General features: G+C 66.3%; 21 protein-coding genes. 11 read left to right on the top strand and 10 right to left on the bottom strand.

Translation table 11 applies throughout. The annotated features are described in order from the left end of the window. Positions 1-19 precede the first annotated feature (19 nt). The 7 genes from ABZ004_RS30120 to ABZ004_RS30090 form a co-directional block, all read right to left on the bottom strand. Entirely contained in the window at positions 20-325 is a 306-nt protein-coding gene (locus ABZ004_RS30120; RefSeq protein ID WP_355684457.1) for a hypothetical protein, read from the bottom strand. Further along, positions 303-548 carry a hypothetical protein gene (locus ABZ004_RS30115; protein WP_355684456.1) on the bottom strand — a complete coding sequence of 82 codons (246 nt, stop codon included), beginning with the start codon at positions 546-548 and terminating at the stop codon, positions 303-305. Before ABZ004_RS30115 ends, ABZ004_RS30120 begins: the two co-directional genes overlap by 23 nt. 251 nt (positions 549-799) lie before the next feature. Continuing rightward, a complete protein-coding gene (locus ABZ004_RS30110) occupies positions 800-1,072 on the bottom strand; it encodes a hypothetical protein (protein WP_355684455.1) in 273 nt (90 codons plus the stop codon). Between the two features lie 135 nt (positions 1,073-1,207). Continuing rightward, positions 1,208-1,504, bottom strand: a complete 297-nt coding sequence (locus ABZ004_RS30105; protein WP_355684454.1) for an Imm52 family immunity protein — start codon at positions 1,502-1,504, stop codon at positions 1,208-1,210. A 23-nt stretch (positions 1,505-1,527) separates the two neighbouring features. Continuing rightward, positions 1,528-2,409, bottom strand: coding sequence for an RNA polymerase sigma factor SigJ (sigJ, locus tag ABZ004_RS30100; protein ID WP_355684453.1), 882 nt, complete (start codon positions 2,407-2,409; stop codon positions 1,528-1,530). Between the two features lie 68 nt (positions 2,410-2,477). Continuing rightward, complete coding sequence (locus tag ABZ004_RS30095) at positions 2,478-2,735, bottom strand: DUF4031 domain-containing protein (RefSeq protein WP_355684452.1); 258 nt, start codon at positions 2,733-2,735, stop codon at positions 2,478-2,480. After that, positions 2,732-3,445: a copper homeostasis protein CutC gene (locus ABZ004_RS30090; RefSeq protein ID WP_355684451.1), complete on the bottom strand. Its 714-nt coding sequence runs from the start codon at positions 3,443-3,445 to the stop codon at positions 2,732-2,734. The genes ABZ004_RS30095 and ABZ004_RS30090 overlap by 4 nt, the downstream gene beginning before the upstream one ends. A 136-nt stretch (positions 3,446-3,581) precedes the next feature. Between ABZ004_RS30090 and ABZ004_RS30085 the strand changes: the two genes are divergently transcribed. The 6 genes from ABZ004_RS30085 (at position 3,582) to ABZ004_RS30060 (ending at position 8,439) form a co-directional block, all read left to right on the top strand. Further along, positions 3,582-4,622 carry a LacI family DNA-binding transcriptional regulator gene (locus ABZ004_RS30085; RefSeq protein WP_355684450.1) on the top strand — a complete coding sequence of 347 codons (1,041 nt, stop codon included), beginning with the start codon at positions 3,582-3,584 and terminating at the stop codon, positions 4,620-4,622. Between the two features lie 77 nt (positions 4,623-4,699). Then, complete coding sequence (locus ABZ004_RS30080) at positions 4,700-4,921, top strand: hypothetical protein (RefSeq protein WP_355684449.1); 222 nt, start codon at positions 4,700-4,702, stop codon at positions 4,919-4,921. A 285-nt stretch (positions 4,922-5,206) separates the two neighbouring features. Then, the gene (locus ABZ004_RS30075) at positions 5,207-5,551 is read left to right on the top strand and encodes a hypothetical protein (RefSeq protein WP_355684448.1); all 345 of its coding nucleotides are present in this window, start codon (positions 5,207-5,209) and stop codon (positions 5,549-5,551) included. A 493-nt stretch (positions 5,552-6,044) separates the two neighbouring features. Then, entirely contained in the window at positions 6,045-6,449 is a 405-nt protein-coding gene (locus ABZ004_RS30070; protein WP_355684447.1) for a hypothetical protein, read from the top strand. Then, the gene (locus tag ABZ004_RS30065) at positions 6,446-6,919 is read left to right on the top strand and encodes a hypothetical protein (RefSeq protein WP_355684446.1); all 474 of its coding nucleotides are present in this window, start codon (positions 6,446-6,448) and stop codon (positions 6,917-6,919) included. Before ABZ004_RS30070 ends, ABZ004_RS30065 begins: the two co-directional genes overlap by 4 nt. Then, the gene (locus tag ABZ004_RS30060) at positions 6,916-8,439 is read left to right on the top strand and encodes a multicopper oxidase domain-containing protein (protein ID WP_355684445.1); all 1,524 of its coding nucleotides are present in this window, start codon (positions 6,916-6,918) and stop codon (positions 8,437-8,439) included. Before ABZ004_RS30065 ends, ABZ004_RS30060 begins: the two co-directional genes overlap by 4 nt. Here ABZ004_RS30060 and ABZ004_RS30055 read toward each other — a convergent pair. Beyond that, positions 8,436-8,912 carry a Clp protease N-terminal domain-containing protein gene (locus ABZ004_RS30055; protein WP_355684444.1) on the bottom strand — a complete coding sequence of 159 codons (477 nt, stop codon included), beginning with the start codon at positions 8,910-8,912 and terminating at the stop codon, positions 8,436-8,438. The two genes, ABZ004_RS30060 and ABZ004_RS30055, sit on opposite strands and share 4 nt — an antisense overlap. Beyond that, on the bottom strand, positions 8,912-9,136 hold the full coding sequence (locus ABZ004_RS30050; RefSeq protein ID WP_355684443.1) for a hypothetical protein: 225 nt from the start codon (positions 9,134-9,136) through the stop codon (positions 8,912-8,914). The genes ABZ004_RS30055 and ABZ004_RS30050 overlap by 1 nt, the downstream gene beginning before the upstream one ends. A 125-nt stretch (positions 9,137-9,261) precedes the next feature. On the opposite strand from ABZ004_RS30050, the gene ABZ004_RS30045 reads away from it, so the two are divergent. From ABZ004_RS30045 to ABZ004_RS30035, 3 genes are read left to right on the top strand one after another with little or no spacing between them, the layout of a single operon-like run. Then, entirely contained in the window at positions 9,262-9,606 is a 345-nt protein-coding gene (locus ABZ004_RS30045) for a metalloregulator ArsR/SmtB family transcription factor (protein WP_355684442.1), read from the top strand. Then, positions 9,603-10,073, top strand: a complete 471-nt coding sequence (locus tag ABZ004_RS30040; protein WP_355684441.1) for an SRPBCC family protein — start codon at positions 9,603-9,605, stop codon at positions 10,071-10,073. Before ABZ004_RS30045 ends, ABZ004_RS30040 begins: the two co-directional genes overlap by 4 nt. A 2-nt stretch (positions 10,074-10,075) precedes the next feature. After that, positions 10,076-10,666 (top strand): dihydrofolate reductase family protein, encoded by a 591-nt coding sequence (locus tag ABZ004_RS30035; RefSeq protein ID WP_355684440.1) that lies wholly within the window; start codon positions 10,076-10,078, stop codon positions 10,664-10,666. On the opposite strand, the gene ABZ004_RS30030 is transcribed toward ABZ004_RS30035, so the two are convergent. Then, the gene (locus tag ABZ004_RS30030) at positions 10,645-11,325 is read right to left on the bottom strand and encodes a peptidyl-tRNA hydrolase (protein WP_355684439.1); all 681 of its coding nucleotides are present in this window, start codon (positions 11,323-11,325) and stop codon (positions 10,645-10,647) included. The two genes, ABZ004_RS30035 and ABZ004_RS30030, sit on opposite strands and share 22 nt — an antisense overlap. 90 nt (positions 11,326-11,415) lie before the next feature. Between ABZ004_RS30030 and ABZ004_RS30025 the strand changes: the two genes are divergently transcribed. Further along, positions 11,416-12,207 (top strand): thymidylate synthase, encoded by a 792-nt coding sequence (locus tag ABZ004_RS30025; protein WP_355684438.1) that lies wholly within the window; start codon positions 11,416-11,418, stop codon positions 12,205-12,207. Beyond that, positions 12,204-12,659 carry a dihydrofolate reductase gene (locus tag ABZ004_RS30020; RefSeq protein ID WP_355684437.1) on the top strand — a complete coding sequence of 152 codons (456 nt, stop codon included), beginning with the start codon at positions 12,204-12,206 and terminating at the stop codon, positions 12,657-12,659. The genes ABZ004_RS30025 and ABZ004_RS30020 overlap by 4 nt, the downstream gene beginning before the upstream one ends. Positions 12,660-12,955: the final 296 nt, after the last annotated feature.

Genomic DNA, 12,955 nt, shown 5'->3' with positions numbered 1-12,955 from the left:
TCGCCATCCCCCAATACACCTAGGACATCTGAAGATGCTCTACGACCAGCTCGAGCGCGTGGTCGAGGTCGCATCGCTCAACCCGCGCCTCAACTTCGTATGCGTCATCTTCCGCATTCTTTTCTAGCTCTACAAAGTAGGAATCATCCGATTGTTCCCAGGAGCTGATGTATGCGAGACGCTCCGGATGATCTTTCCAGATGACACCGATGGCAGTGAGATCGCCTTCCCAGTGGTCCAGTATGCGCCAATCTCCCGCACGCTGACTCAATGCTCGCAGGAAGATCCGAATACCTTCCGACTTAACGACCGAAAATTGGTCCATCTGACGACAGGGTTCCAATCAGGGCTTCATTCGCCATAGTTTTGGCGGCTGACTGCGCGACAGGCGACACCGGAAATCCGAATCGCTGCAAGGCGTGCAAGATGTTATCGATATGAAAAGTCTTGAAGTAGTATTCGCGACCATCCACTCGCCTGAATCCCACACCACGAAAGCGAATCTTTGCCCGGATAGGAAAAACTTCTGCAAGCTGAGCTGGATCCATCCGGAGAGTCTCCGCGCGCGTCAGCCGAGGAAGCGGGCCCCGGAGTCGCAATAGAAGAAAGTTGTGGTCGACGACGAGTTCAGCCAAGAACTCCGTGGCGTTGATACGCCACCCGCCCTTCGTAGGCAGGTTCGCGCCTCCGACCCAGCGCAACGGGCCCCCAGCCGAGCTGTTGTCATCGCGCACAAGAACCCCTCACCACACTAGGAATCCTCAAAGCATAGGCGATTCCGCCTTCGGCCGCGCCACTTTTATGCAACTGGGCGCAGGGCACCGACCCAGACCAGCTTCTGCTTCAACTCGAGTACTTCGGACACAGGCCACTCGGCATGGTCGAATCCAAGTAATAGACCATCGCGATAGGGCTCGACATCCGGAAGGTCACCAAGAGAGTCCAGCGAATCGCCGACCCCGGTCAAATAGGTGAGCACACCGATCACCGGCTGCCGAGGAGCGGGCGCTTGCAGTTCATGCCCCTCATACGAACTCCAGGTCGCCCACTCCGGCTCCCACACATCAATCATGACCTTCAAGATCCGCCGCGCAATGGAGGTGTCGCGGAACTCTGGTATCTCGTCAAGAGGGGGAAGACTCAGCGAGAAGCAGTTCAGTATGCCCTTGGTCGCTGGATACGCCCCGAAGAGGCCCATCATACCTATTTAAGGATCAGCACCATTCCAAAGTGCTATCGAGAATCCCAACTTGTCGACGGCCGACCCGCGATCCCCAGCGGAACTCGAGCGGTTCGTTAGCAATATCTCAGCCAGCGCTGCGACTTCGGTGTCGATTTTCACATTGGCTGCACTTCGGCGCGGAGCAGTTCGATACCAAACTGACAACAACGGATGCACGTCTGCTAACCCAGCAAGACATCTGGCGAGACGCACGGCGCACACCTCGACGGACTCCCGCCTCTCCCCAGTATGCGCCGAGATAGGACGAATCCATTTACGCAATCCTTTCTGCTGTGAGTTGGGAGTCAGGCTGTTTTCCAGGGGCCGAGCTTCTCTGGGTTGCGGACTATCCAGAGGTGCTTAATCCGGTTGTCCACGACGTCGAAGGCGTAGACGGCGGCGATTTCGCCGGCTCGTTCGGCTACCAGGCCGGGCTGGCCGTTGACGGTGCGTTCGGAGAAGTGGAGATCCGGTGCTCGGCCGGCGAGGTCGACCAGCAGGGTGGCGATTCGTTCGGCGCCCTCGATCGGGTCGATGAACGCGGGGACGATGCCGCCACCGTCGGCGATCGAGACCGCGTCTGGGTCGAGCAGGCCGATCAGTGCGTTGATGTCCTTGGCCTCCCAGGCTCGCTTGAAGTCCCGGACGATGTCGGCCTTCTGTGCGGTGGTGACGACGGGCGCCTCGGCGGCCCGGATCCGACGGCGGGCCGAGGTGGCGAGTTGCCGGCAAGCAGCCGGCGTACGGCCGACGATCTCCGCGACCTCCTTGAACGGGTACCGGAACACGTCGTGCAGCACGAAGGTGACCCGCTCGGCCGGCGTCATCGACTCCAGGACAACGAGGAATGCCATGTTCACCGACTCGTCCAGCGTGATCCGGTCCGCCGGATCGACCGTCGATTCCTCAGAACCCGGCAGCGGCTCGGGGATCCACTCGCCGACGTACTTCTCCCGCCGAGCCCGCGCCGACCCAAGCAGGTCGAGACAAATCCGGCTGGCAACAGTCGTCAGCCATGCCCCCGGCGACCGGATTTCCTGCTGCTCCTCGGGTGACATCGCATACCATCGGGCATAGGTGTCCTGTACGACGTCCTCGGCGTCCACCAGCGACCCGAGCAACCGATAAGCGACGTTGATCAGCTGTCGCCGCTCACTCATGATCGCGCTCAGACTCTGGTCACTCACGACTCGTCCACTCCTTCGCTCGCCGTCCCCTCATCCTGTCCGACGAGGCAGACCGCAGAAGTGTGAGGTCAGCTGCCCTTGCGGTGCCGGAGACCGGAGGCGATGAGGCGGCGGACGAGATCTCGGCTGGCGACAGGGGTGGCGCCGGCCGCGATCAGGTCGTCGTACTTGTCGGACGGTACGTCGTAGTGATCGCGGTCGAAGGCGCGAGCCGGGATGCCGGCTGCACGGGCAAAGGCGTGGAGTTCTTCCAGGGACTCGTCGCTGACCAGGTGGGACCAGACCCGGTCCCAGCCGGGCCAGACCGGTGGGTCGATCAGGATCACGCGTTCTGCTCCTTGCTGTCCTGCGCGTCCAGCAGGTTGCGCCAGGCCCGGACGAAGCGGGAGTTCACGTACGCCTTGGTCCACGAGCCGTCCTGCCGGACCGACGAGCCCACGTGGAACCGGCGTACGCCGGCGCCGTACAGCCAGGGCACGTGTTCGGCCTGGAGTGAGCCGCCGGCCATCATCACCTTCGCCACCTGCGGGTCCTCCTTGGCCAGCCCGGTGAGGTCGTCCAGCCCGTGGCTGACCCCCAGCGAGGACCCGGCGGTGAGCACGCAGTCGAGTCCCGGCAGGCTCCGCAGAGCACGCGAGGCCGGGCGCTGTTCGAGTACGGCGTCGATCGCGCGATGGAACGTCCACGGCGTACCGGTGAGCGTGCTCGCGAGCGCCGCGGTGGACTCCACGTCGACCTGGTTGTCCGGCGTCAGGAAGCCGAACACGAACCCGTCCGCGCCGGCCGACAGATAGGACTGCGCCATCGCGGTCAGCCGGTTCAGCTCGGCGCCGTTGGTCAGGAACGAGTCGGTCAGCCGCAGCATCACCCGCAACGGCAGATCGGTGACCCGGCGGATCGCGCTCACCGTCGAGACCGACGGGCAGAGCCCGGACGCCTCCATCGACGCGCACAGCTCCAGCCGGTCCGCGCCACCCTCCTGAGCCGCTTCCGCATCGGCCGGATGCAGAGCGATGACCTCCAGCAACGAACCCATGCAGGACATCATCCTGCATCGCCTCGCACAGCCCGGTCAGAAATAGGTGTTGCGCTCTCCGGAGACGTTCTGTATCGTTTTTCTAGAACGATTTAGAAGAACGATACAGAAGACTGCTCACAGAAGGGTTCGGACGATGGCAGCGGGAGTCACCATCAAGACCGTGGCGCAGGCCGTCGGCGTCTCGCCGTCAACCGTCTCGAACGCCTACAACAAGCCGGACCAGCTGTCGGCCGCACTCCGCGACCGGATCCTGGCCAAGGCCCAGGAGCTCGGGTACGCCGGTCCGGACGCCTCCGCGCGCGCCCTGCGCAGCGGCAAGGCCGGCGCCGTCGGTGTGCTCTTCACCGACAAGCTCGCCTACGCCTTCTCCGATCCGTACGCCGTGGGCTTCCTGGCAGGCCTCGCCGAGGTCGCCGAGGAGTTCAGCACCAGCCTGCTGCTGACGCCGTTGCCGTCGTCGGACATCCAGGGCGGCGCCAATGCGGTGCAGCAGGCCGCGATCGACGCGGCGGCGATCTTCTGCGTCACCGCCGGCCATCCGGCCCTGGACATCCTGAAGCAGCGCGGCATACCCACCGTCTCGACCAGCCGCAGCGAGTACCCAGCCCTCTCCTGGGTTGCGATCGACGAGGTCGAGGCGGCGGCCAAGCTGGGCGCCCACCTGGCGCGGCTCGGGCACCGCGACCTGGTCGTGCTGGTCGACAACACCGAGGCACCGGGTGAGCGGCCGATCGAGCTGTCCTTCGACGAGGTCGGCTGCAGCGACTGCGAGCTGCGGATCCAGGGCTTGCAGAAGTCGCTCCCCGACGCCCGGATCAGGCTGGTCTCGGGCGGCCACAACGCCTTCGACTCCGGGCTCCGAGCGGCCGAACTGGTGCTCGACTCGCAGGACCGGCCGACCGCGATCGTCGGCCTGAGCGATGTCCAGGCGCTGGGTGCGATGCAGGCGATGAAGACCCGCGGACTGATCCCCGGCCGGGACCTGACCGTGGTCGGCTTCGACGACATCCCGGCTGCGCAACCGGCCGGTCTGACGACGATCCGGCAGCCCATCAAGGACAAGGGCCGGATGGTCGGCCGGGTGCTGCTCGATCCCGCCTTCACCAAACGCCAGGTCCTGCTGCCGACCGAGCTGCTCGTCCGCTCGAGCAGCGGTCCCGCACCGCGCAACTGAACCAACACCCTGTTCAACCACGGCCGTCCGGCCGCTGGTTCTGATCACCACGCTCACCGGAAGGGAGCAGTACGACCATGACTTACTTCATCGCCGGCAACACCGCAGTGGAGAACGCGCGAGCCGTCGCCCAGTCCGCCCTACCGAACGCTCCCGTTGAGGAGTACCAGGAGCCGACCCGCCGCTCGTACGCCGTCCGCACCCGCCTCAGCGCCGTACTACGAGCAGCAGCCGCCAAGGAGCTCCGCCTGGCCGACCGCATCGCCCCCAAGTCGCATTGCGAACCCGCCGCCAGCTAGCCACCCAGGAAGCGCTCCACAGCAAGGGAGGGCACCGGTCCAGCACTCCGGCGCCCAGCCCACCCGTCCTCTCGGCAAGCAACTGAGCACATCGCCCCGACGTCGGGGGGCGGAGCCGCTTGCGGCCGGGGCGGCGCCTGCGGCAGGCAGAGCAGGCGCCACTCTGGTGTCGTGGGCGGAGCCGCTTCCGGCGGGTGCTTCTGAAGACCTCTCCCGAGGCGACTTGACCCCATCCCGATAGCGAGGATGGGGTTTTGTCGGTGGGGTCTGGCAGGCTGAAGGGCGATGAACGAGCCTGGGGTCCTGCTGACCGCTCGCGCGATGGTCATTCATGACCTGGCCGCGCGGGGATTCGACGACGCCGTGATGGTGTCTCTGCTCGAGGACGTGGTGGCCGGCCGGCAGTGGTGGCTGGATCAGTGGCCGGACGGGGCGGAGCACATCGCCGGGCTGGTCGCCCAGGACCTTCAGGACCGGCTCGTCGACTCCGGCATCCGCTGGCCCCGCTGCACCGCGTGCGACGACCTCAACGACCACGAACTCCGCATCGAACCCGAACTGGGCCCCGACCCCCACTGGGTCTGCGAACGAGCCGGCATCAGCGTCTCCCCCCTCGGCGCCCTCACCTAACCCCCACCCCCTCCCAGCCCACCCCCACGCTGCCCCACCTCCCGCAGCTGCCCCTCCACTTTGAGCACGAGGTGAGTACGCGGGGCGTGGATCGGCGCTCAGGCGGTGCTCAAAGTGGCCGGCTCGGCGAAGAGGTCGGAGCCACGGCGGGAGCGGGGGCGACTTTGAGCACGAGGTGAGTACGCGGGGCGTGGATCGGCGCTCAGGCAGTGCTCAAAGTGGCCGGCCCGGCGAAGAGGTCGGAGCCACGGCGGGGCGGGGGCGACCTTGAGCACGAGGCGACCGCGCGGGCGCCGGTGGGGCGCTCAGGTGGCGCTCGAGGCTGGGAGCGACGTTGTGCGCGAGGTGAGCGGGCGGGAGGTGGTCCTCGAGGTGGGGCGTTGCGGAGGACGTCCCGGTTGGGAGTCCCAGTCGGGGGTTCGCCTGCGTTCCGGGGTTGCCTCCGGAAATACCCTGTCGCGCTACATGTAGACAGACTACTACTATGTGAGCCATGAAGTCTTTGGTGGTGCTTCGGGTGGTGGCGGTGGGGCATGGTGTGGCGGTTTGTTTGCAGCCTGTGCTGGCGGGGGCCTATCTGGACGGTTCGGCCGGCGCGGTGCGGGTGCATGAGCCGATCGGTCTCGGTGTCGTCTTTCTCTGTCTCGGTCAGTTGCTGATAGCAACGATCTACTGGCGGTCCGGCGGGCGCGGTTGGCCCGTGCTGCTGACTCTGGCGATACTCGCCGCCGAGGCGGTCCAGATCGCCATGGGGTACCGGCACGACCTGGCTCTGCACATTCCGCTCGGCGTCGCGCTCGTCGGCACCACGATCGCGTTCGCCGTCTGGACCTGTCGGCCGGCCGCGGGCACCCGTCGTACGCCGAAGAAGCAAGCAAAAGAGCAGGTGCCGGCATGACGCAGCCGGAGCCAGTCGTCACACCGAACCCACCCGCCCCCGGGCGTGCGCGCGCGGGTGATCAACCGACACCCGTACGCCGGCCGCAGGCGAGTCTCTGGGCGTTGCGGATCACCCTGCTGCTGCACACCACCCTCGTCGTCGCGCAGCCGATTTTCGCCGGCTACTACCTCTCCGGCGACGCCGACGCGATGAACCTGCACAGCCCGATCGGCTCCACGATCTGGATGTTCTCGATGATCCAGTTCCTGATCGCCTTGATCTACTGGCGAGCCGGCGGCCGACTATGGCCCACCGGCGCGACGGTCCTGCTCTTCGTCGCGGAGTTCCTCCAGCTGATCTTCGGCTATCTCCAGAACTTCGCCGTCCACGTGCCACTCGGCACAGCCATCGTCATCGGCGTCGTCGCGCTGACCATCTGGTCCTTCCGGCCCGGTGCGCGCCGCAGCCGCCTGGAGGTCAAGCAATGACCCTGTCCCGCCGCACCTTCCTGGCTGTTGCCGGAGGCACCGGTATCGCCGCGACCCTGACCGGATGCGGCCTCGAAGCCTCCCCCGGTCAAACAGCCGAACTACTGCGCAGCGAGACCCCGCTCCCCGACCCCTTCAAGGTGCCCCTGCCGATCCCACCAGTGAAGAAGCCCATAAGAACCGACAGCAACACCGACTACTACCGAGTGGTGCAGAAGAAGGCGAGTCTGGAGATCCTGCCCGGCCTGCGGTCCGAAGTACAGGGGTACGACGGACTGTTTCCCGGCCCCACGTTCGACACCAGGAGCGGGCGGACGATCGTGGTCGAGCAGGTCAACCAACTCGAAGTACCGACGGTAGTGCATCTCCATGGCGGCCACACTCCTGCTGCCAGCGACGGCTGGCCGCTCGACCTGCTGAACCCAATCAGCGGCCACGACCACGGTCACATGGACATGTCCGGCGGCGACCAGAAGACGGGCAGCCGCACCTACACCTATCCGAATACGCAACGAGCCGCTGCGCTCTGGTATCACGACCACCGGATGGACTACACCGCTCCGCAGGTCTACCGCGGCCTCTTCGGACTCCACTTGATCCGCGACGACGAGGAAGACGCGCTGCCGTTGCCGAGGGACGAACGCGAGATCCCGCTCGTCATCGCGGACCGCGCCTTCGCAGCCGACGGTTCATTCCGCTACCCCGCCGCCAAGGACGGACCGGGCGTCGAGTCGGCTTATATGGAAGGCGTGATCGGCGATGTCGTCCTGGTCAACGGCGCACCTTGGCCAAGCCTTGAAGTCAAGGCGGCGCGCTACCGGTTCCGGATCCTCAACGCCTCGAACGCCCGCCGCTACGAACTCGCGCTCGACCCGGGCCGGCCATTGATCCAGATCGGCAGCGACGGCGGACTGCTCGGCGTACCGATCGAGCACGACAGCCTCGTCGTCGCACCCGCCGAGCGATTCGACGTGATCGTGGACTTCTCGAAGTACCAGCCCGGCACCGAGGTCACCTTGCTGAACAAGCTCGCCAAGGATCGCACCGGCCAGGTGATGCGCTTCCGGGTCACCGGCAGGATCACCGACGACACGACGATCCCGGCAAAGCTTTCGTCGTACGCCGAAGTGCCGGAGCCGGCCGGCGTCGTACGCCGTAAGTGGGCTTTTCGCCGGGGCAACGCAGGTGACCACATCGGTTGGACGATCAACGGAAAGGCCTTCGATCCGAAGGTCATGCAGGCCGAGGTGAAACTGGATCAGTACGAGGTCTGGTCGTTCGTCACCGATGTGCACCATCCCGTGCACGTCCATCTCGCGCCGTTCCAGGTGCTCAGCCGCGGCGGCAAGAAGAAGCCGGGTCCGTACGACCACGGATGGAAGGACACCGTCGACATCCAGCCCGCCGAAGTGGTCGAGGTGCTGGTGAAATTCACTGCCCACAAGGGGAAATACCTGATCCACTGCCACAACCTCGAACACGAGGACATGGCGATGATGGCGGCCTTCCGCACTACTTAGTCACGCGAGGCTGCTCGGGCAGCGGCGGCGAAGGCTTCGCGGTCGATGCCGGCCAGGGCGAGGGTGCGAGCGACCCGGCCGAGCCGGGCATCGAGGATGCCGACGAGGACGTGGCCACCGTCGATGCGTTTGGCGCCCTGGCTGCGGGCGTAGTCGGCGGCAGCCTTCAGGGTCTGCTTGGCCGACTCGGCGAAGCCGACGTTCCGGCCGGGGTCGGGCGTTGCCTTGGGCAACTCCGAGACCAGCACCGCGAGGCCGGCGGCCGACAGACCGCCCTGCCATTCGCGGTCCAGGGCGGCCCGGATCGCGTCGCGGGTCAGGCCGTGTTCGGCCAGCAGGCGGCCCGTCGTGCCGGACTCCTGTCTGGCCAGAGCGAGCAGGAGATGCTCGGCCTCGACCGCCGGCGAGCCGTCGAGGATCGCCTCCTCGCGGGCATCGCGGATCAGTACGGACCGGATATCAGTGGAAATCATCAGCGCCTCCTCAGGGCGACACCCGCGGCGATCAGCCGCTTGGCGTGTTTCTTGTGCACGGCCTGCCGGGTGACTCCGAGCACCTCGGCCACGTCGGACCAGCTCCAGCCGGTCCGCATCGCTTCCTCCACCTGGCTGTCCTCCAGCCGGTCGGCCAGCCGGCGCAGCGCCACCACGGCCGCCAGCCCGGTACCGGGATCAGTGGGATCGGTCAGCTTCTCCATGATTAGCAACTTAGGTTGACAACAAACAATTGTCAACCAGAGTTGCTAAAAATCGGCACTTGACGGCCTCCTCGGCCGCTGCCTATATTCAACACATCGGTTGATCAAGGAAATGGTTGATAAAGATGTCGGTTGACGATGCGCAGCTCGACCGGGCGTTCACCGCACTCGGTGACCCGGTCCGGCGGGCGATGATCGCGCAGCTGTCCCGCGGCCCGGCCACCGTCAACGAGCTGGCCGAACCGTTCCCGATCACCAAGCAGGCGGTGTCGCGGCACATCCAGGTGCTCGAAGCCGCCGGACTGATCACCCGCACCAGGGACGGGCAACGCCGCCCGTGCCACCTGGTGCCGAGCGCCCTGGAGGCGCTGACGAGCTGGATCGACGAATACCGGCTGGAGACCGAACGTCGCTTCCGCCGGATGGACGCAGTACTGAAAAACGTCAAAGAACAGGAGCAGGAGCAATGAGCGACACAGTCATCAACACCCCCGCCGGTACGCCGTTCGTCGAGGTGACCCGGGAGTTCGACGCCACCCCGGCCCAGCTGTTCAGGGTCTGCACCGACCCCGACCTGGTCGCCGCCTGGCTCGGCCCGCGCGAACTCGAGGCGACCATCGAGAAGTACGACGTACGCCCGGGCGGCACGTATCGCTACATCCACAAGGACGACTCCGGTGAGTACGCCTTCCGCGGCGTCTTCCACACCGTCGAGCAGGACCGGCTGATCATCCAGACCTTCGAGTGGGAAGGCGCTCCGGGCGAGGTCTGCCTGGAGAAGATGACGTTCGAGCCGACCGCGACCGGCGTCCGGCTGCACCAGCAGTCGGTCTTCCCCTCCGTCGAGAGCCGCGACCAGGCGATCGAGCACGGCATGGAACACGGCATCCGCGACTCGATGGACCGTCTCGCCGAGCTCGTCGCGAAGGAGAAGTAGCCATGGGCAACGTCATCGCCGCCGCCGTCGTGTCGCTGGACGGTTTCGTCGCGGACACCGAGGACCAGGTGGGCCCGCTGTTCGACTGGTACGGCAACGGGCCGGTCGAGGTCTACGGCACCGACCAGGGCCGCCCGTTCCACGTCAGCCAGGCCAGCGCCGACTACATCAACAATGCGTGGAAGAAGGTCGGCGTCGCCATCTGCGGCCGGCATCTCTTCGACCTCACCAACGGCTGGGAAGGCATCCCGCCGTTCGGTCAGCATGTCGTCGTCGTGACGCACAACCCACCCACCGACTGGCCCTTCCCGGACGCCCCCTTCACCTTCGTCAACGGCATCGAGGAGGCCGTCGCGAAAGCCAAGGAGCTAGCCGGCGACCGAGACATCTCGCTGGCCGCCGGAGCGCTGACAGGCCAAGCGCTTCAAGCCGGCCTGGTCGACGAGCTCTCCTACAACGTCGTCCCGGTCGTCTTCGGCACCGGCAAACGCTTCTTCGGCGACTACACGGGCCCTCAGCTCCTCCTGGAGAACCCCACCGTCATCGAAGGCGACCGGGTCACCCACCTGCATTACCGCGTCAGCGCTGGATGATCAGCGATGACGGTGTAGCTGCCGGGATCGATCTCGGTGAAGCCCGCATCCTGTACGACGGGGAGGCCGCTCGTCAGCAGGGTCGCCCAGCGCGCGGCGGACGGCGTACGGACTGAAAGAGCGAAGCCCGATTCGCGCCAGAGCTTGCGGTCCTCGTCGGACAGGACCATCCAGGCGAGTTGGGCGGCATGGCCGACCTGGGCCATCGCCTTGCCGGCCGACATCTCCAATTCCGGATTCAGCCAGAGGACGGGCTCCCCCAGGTCTGCGGCAGGCGGCGGCTCAGTGTCTTCGAGATTCGTACCGGAGACCTGGAGTTTGAGGAGTTCCTTCGGCCAGCCGTCGAGCGGGATGGGCGGATACACCCGTACTTCGGCGGTCGCGCCGGTCACCGTGATCCCCGGCAGCTCGTTCGCCTTCCGCCACTCGCCGCCGCGCGCCCGGCGGACGACCTTCCGGATCCGCGCGTCCTGCCAGGCCGTCATCATCTCGGCCCATTCGCCCTCACCGGTCGACCGCTCGTCGGCCAGGATCGCCAGTACGGCGCGCGCCGCCGTCTCCAGTGCGTCCGTCAACGCCGGCGGCTCGGTCTTCTCCAACCGCACCACCAACGGCATCACGTACTGCGGCCCCTCGTCCCGCGGATCCACTTCGCTCACCCACCAAGTGTCCCAGCCGCCTCGGACCGCTTTGCGGACACCTGGTGTGCCAAGCCCAGGTCACGCAGGCATGGCTGTTAGTTTTGCGGCATGCAGCAGTATCTGGATCTTCTCGACCATGTGCTCAACAACGGGGTCGAGAAGGGGGACCGGACGGGGACCGGCACGCTGAGCGTGTTCGGGCATCAGGCGCGGTACGACCTGACGGCCGGGTTCCCGGCGGTGACGACCAAGAAGCTGCAGCTGCGGTCCGTGGTCGGCGAGCTGATCTGGTTCCTCAGCGGCTCGACGAACGTGAAGTGGCTGCACGAGAACAACATCGGCATCTGGGACGAGTGGGCCGACGCCGACGGTGAGCTCGGGCCGGTCTACGGGTACCAGTGGCGCTCCTGGCCGACTCCGGACGGCCGGCACATCGACCAGATCGCCGCCGTGATCGAGTCGATCAAGAACAACCCGAACTCGCGCCGGCACATCGTCAACGCGTGGAACGTGGCCGACGTGGACGGAATGGCGTTGCCGCCCTGCCACACGATGTTCCAGTTCTACGTGGCCGACGGACGGTTGTCCTGCCAGCTGTATCAGCGGTCGGCCGACATCTTCCTCGGCGTACCGTTCAACATCGCGTCGTACGCGCTGCTCACGCACATGGTCGCCCAGCAGACCGGGCTCGAGGTCGGTGACTTCGTGCACACGCTCGGCGACGCGCATCTCTACCTGAACCACCTCGACCAGGCGAAGCTGCAGCTGACCCGCGAGCCACGGCCGCTGCCGACGCTGGAGCTGACCCAGCGCGACTCGATCGACTCCTACGAGATCGCGGACGTCCAGCTGGTCGGGTACGACCCGCACCCGGGGATCAAGGCGCCCATCGCGGTATGACGATCATCCTGATCGCCGCGGTCGGCGCGAACGGCGTGATCGGCCGCGACAACGACCTGCCCTGGCGGATCCGCGAAGACCTGCAGCACTTCAAGCAGCTGACGCTGGGTCACACCCTGGTGATGGGCCGCAAGACCTACGACTCGATCGGCCGCCCGCTGCCCGGCCGGCGTACGGTCGTCGTCACCCGCCAGCACGACTGGGAGGCGGACGGCGTCGAGGTCGTCCACACCGTCGAGGAAGCCCTCAAGCAGGAGGGCGAGATCTACGTGGCCGGCGGCGGCGAGATCTACCGGCAGGCCTTCCCGTACGCCGACCGCCTGGAACTCACCGAGGTCGACCAGTCCCCCGACGGCGACGTCACCTTCCCCACCTTCGATCGCTCCGCCTGGACCGAGACCGCCCGGACGCCGCTGGACGGCTTCACCTTCGTCACCTACGACCGGGGCTGAACCCTCCGAAATCGGCAAATGCGCCGGTAACGGTCGCAGGACGTTAGTGTCCGCGTGACCGGGAACCGGTTAGATTGTGTGCGCGTCACGGAGTGTGTGACAGGGGACGCGGGCGCCGGCTCGCGGAGTAGGCCACCGAGGGGAACGACGATGACCGAAGCTGACAACTCACAAGGCGCCGCCGCACAGGCTGCTGCTCCCGTGCAGGCGCCGCTGCAGCCGCCGACGGCGACCGCACCCGGCCTGATCCTGACCGCACCCGAACCGACCCAGCCGGTCGCCGCGACCGCCGCGCC

It is taken from the genome of Kribbella sp. NPDC006257 (genome assembly GCF_040613535.1).
Taxonomy (GTDB): domain Bacteria; phylum Actinomycetota; class Actinomycetes; order Propionibacteriales; family Kribbellaceae; genus Kribbella.
This window is presented reverse-complemented; position numbering and strand designations above follow the sequence as displayed.

Bases quoted from the DNA above. Each gene is read 5' to 3' on its own strand.
- ABZ004_RS30120 (WP_355684457.1), bottom strand. From the start codon at position 325: ATGGACCAATTTTCGGTCGTTAAGTCGGAAGGTATTCGGATCTTCCTG.
- ABZ004_RS30115 (WP_355684456.1), bottom strand. From the start codon at position 548: ATGGATCCAGCTCAGCTTGCAGAAGTTTTTCCTATCCGGGCAAAGATT.
- ABZ004_RS30110 (WP_355684455.1), bottom strand. From the start codon at position 1,072: ATGATTGATGTGTGGGAGCCGGAGTGGGCGACCTGGAGTTCGTATGAG.
- ABZ004_RS30090 (WP_355684451.1), bottom strand. From the start codon at position 3,445: ATGGGTTCGTTGCTGGAGGTCATCGCTCTGCATCCGGCCGATGCGGAA.
- ABZ004_RS30085 (WP_355684450.1), top strand. From the start codon at position 3,582: ATGGCAGCGGGAGTCACCATCAAGACCGTGGCGCAGGCCGTCGGCGTC.
- ABZ004_RS30080 (WP_355684449.1), top strand. From the start codon at position 4,700: ATGACTTACTTCATCGCCGGCAACACCGCAGTGGAGAACGCGCGAGCC.
- ABZ004_RS30075 (WP_355684448.1), top strand. From the start codon at position 5,207: ATGAACGAGCCTGGGGTCCTGCTGACCGCTCGCGCGATGGTCATTCAT.
- ABZ004_RS30070 (WP_355684447.1), top strand. From the start codon at position 6,045: ATGAAGTCTTTGGTGGTGCTTCGGGTGGTGGCGGTGGGGCATGGTGTG.
- ABZ004_RS30065 (WP_355684446.1), top strand. From the start codon at position 6,446: ATGACGCAGCCGGAGCCAGTCGTCACACCGAACCCACCCGCCCCCGGG.
- ABZ004_RS30060 (WP_355684445.1), top strand. From the start codon at position 6,916: ATGACCCTGTCCCGCCGCACCTTCCTGGCTGTTGCCGGAGGCACCGGT.
- ABZ004_RS30055 (WP_355684444.1), bottom strand. From the start codon at position 8,912: ATGATTTCCACTGATATCCGGTCCGTACTGATCCGCGATGCCCGCGAG.
- ABZ004_RS30050 (WP_355684443.1), bottom strand. From the start codon at position 9,136: ATGGAGAAGCTGACCGATCCCACTGATCCCGGTACCGGGCTGGCGGCC.
- ABZ004_RS30045 (WP_355684442.1), top strand. From the start codon at position 9,262: ATGTCGGTTGACGATGCGCAGCTCGACCGGGCGTTCACCGCACTCGGT.
- ABZ004_RS30040 (WP_355684441.1), top strand. From the start codon at position 9,603: ATGAGCGACACAGTCATCAACACCCCCGCCGGTACGCCGTTCGTCGAG.
- ABZ004_RS30035 (WP_355684440.1), top strand. From the start codon at position 10,076: ATGGGCAACGTCATCGCCGCCGCCGTCGTGTCGCTGGACGGTTTCGTC.
- ABZ004_RS30025 (WP_355684438.1), top strand. From the start codon at position 11,416: ATGCAGCAGTATCTGGATCTTCTCGACCATGTGCTCAACAACGGGGTC.
- ABZ004_RS30020 (WP_355684437.1), top strand. From the start codon at position 12,204: ATGACGATCATCCTGATCGCCGCGGTCGGCGCGAACGGCGTGATCGGC.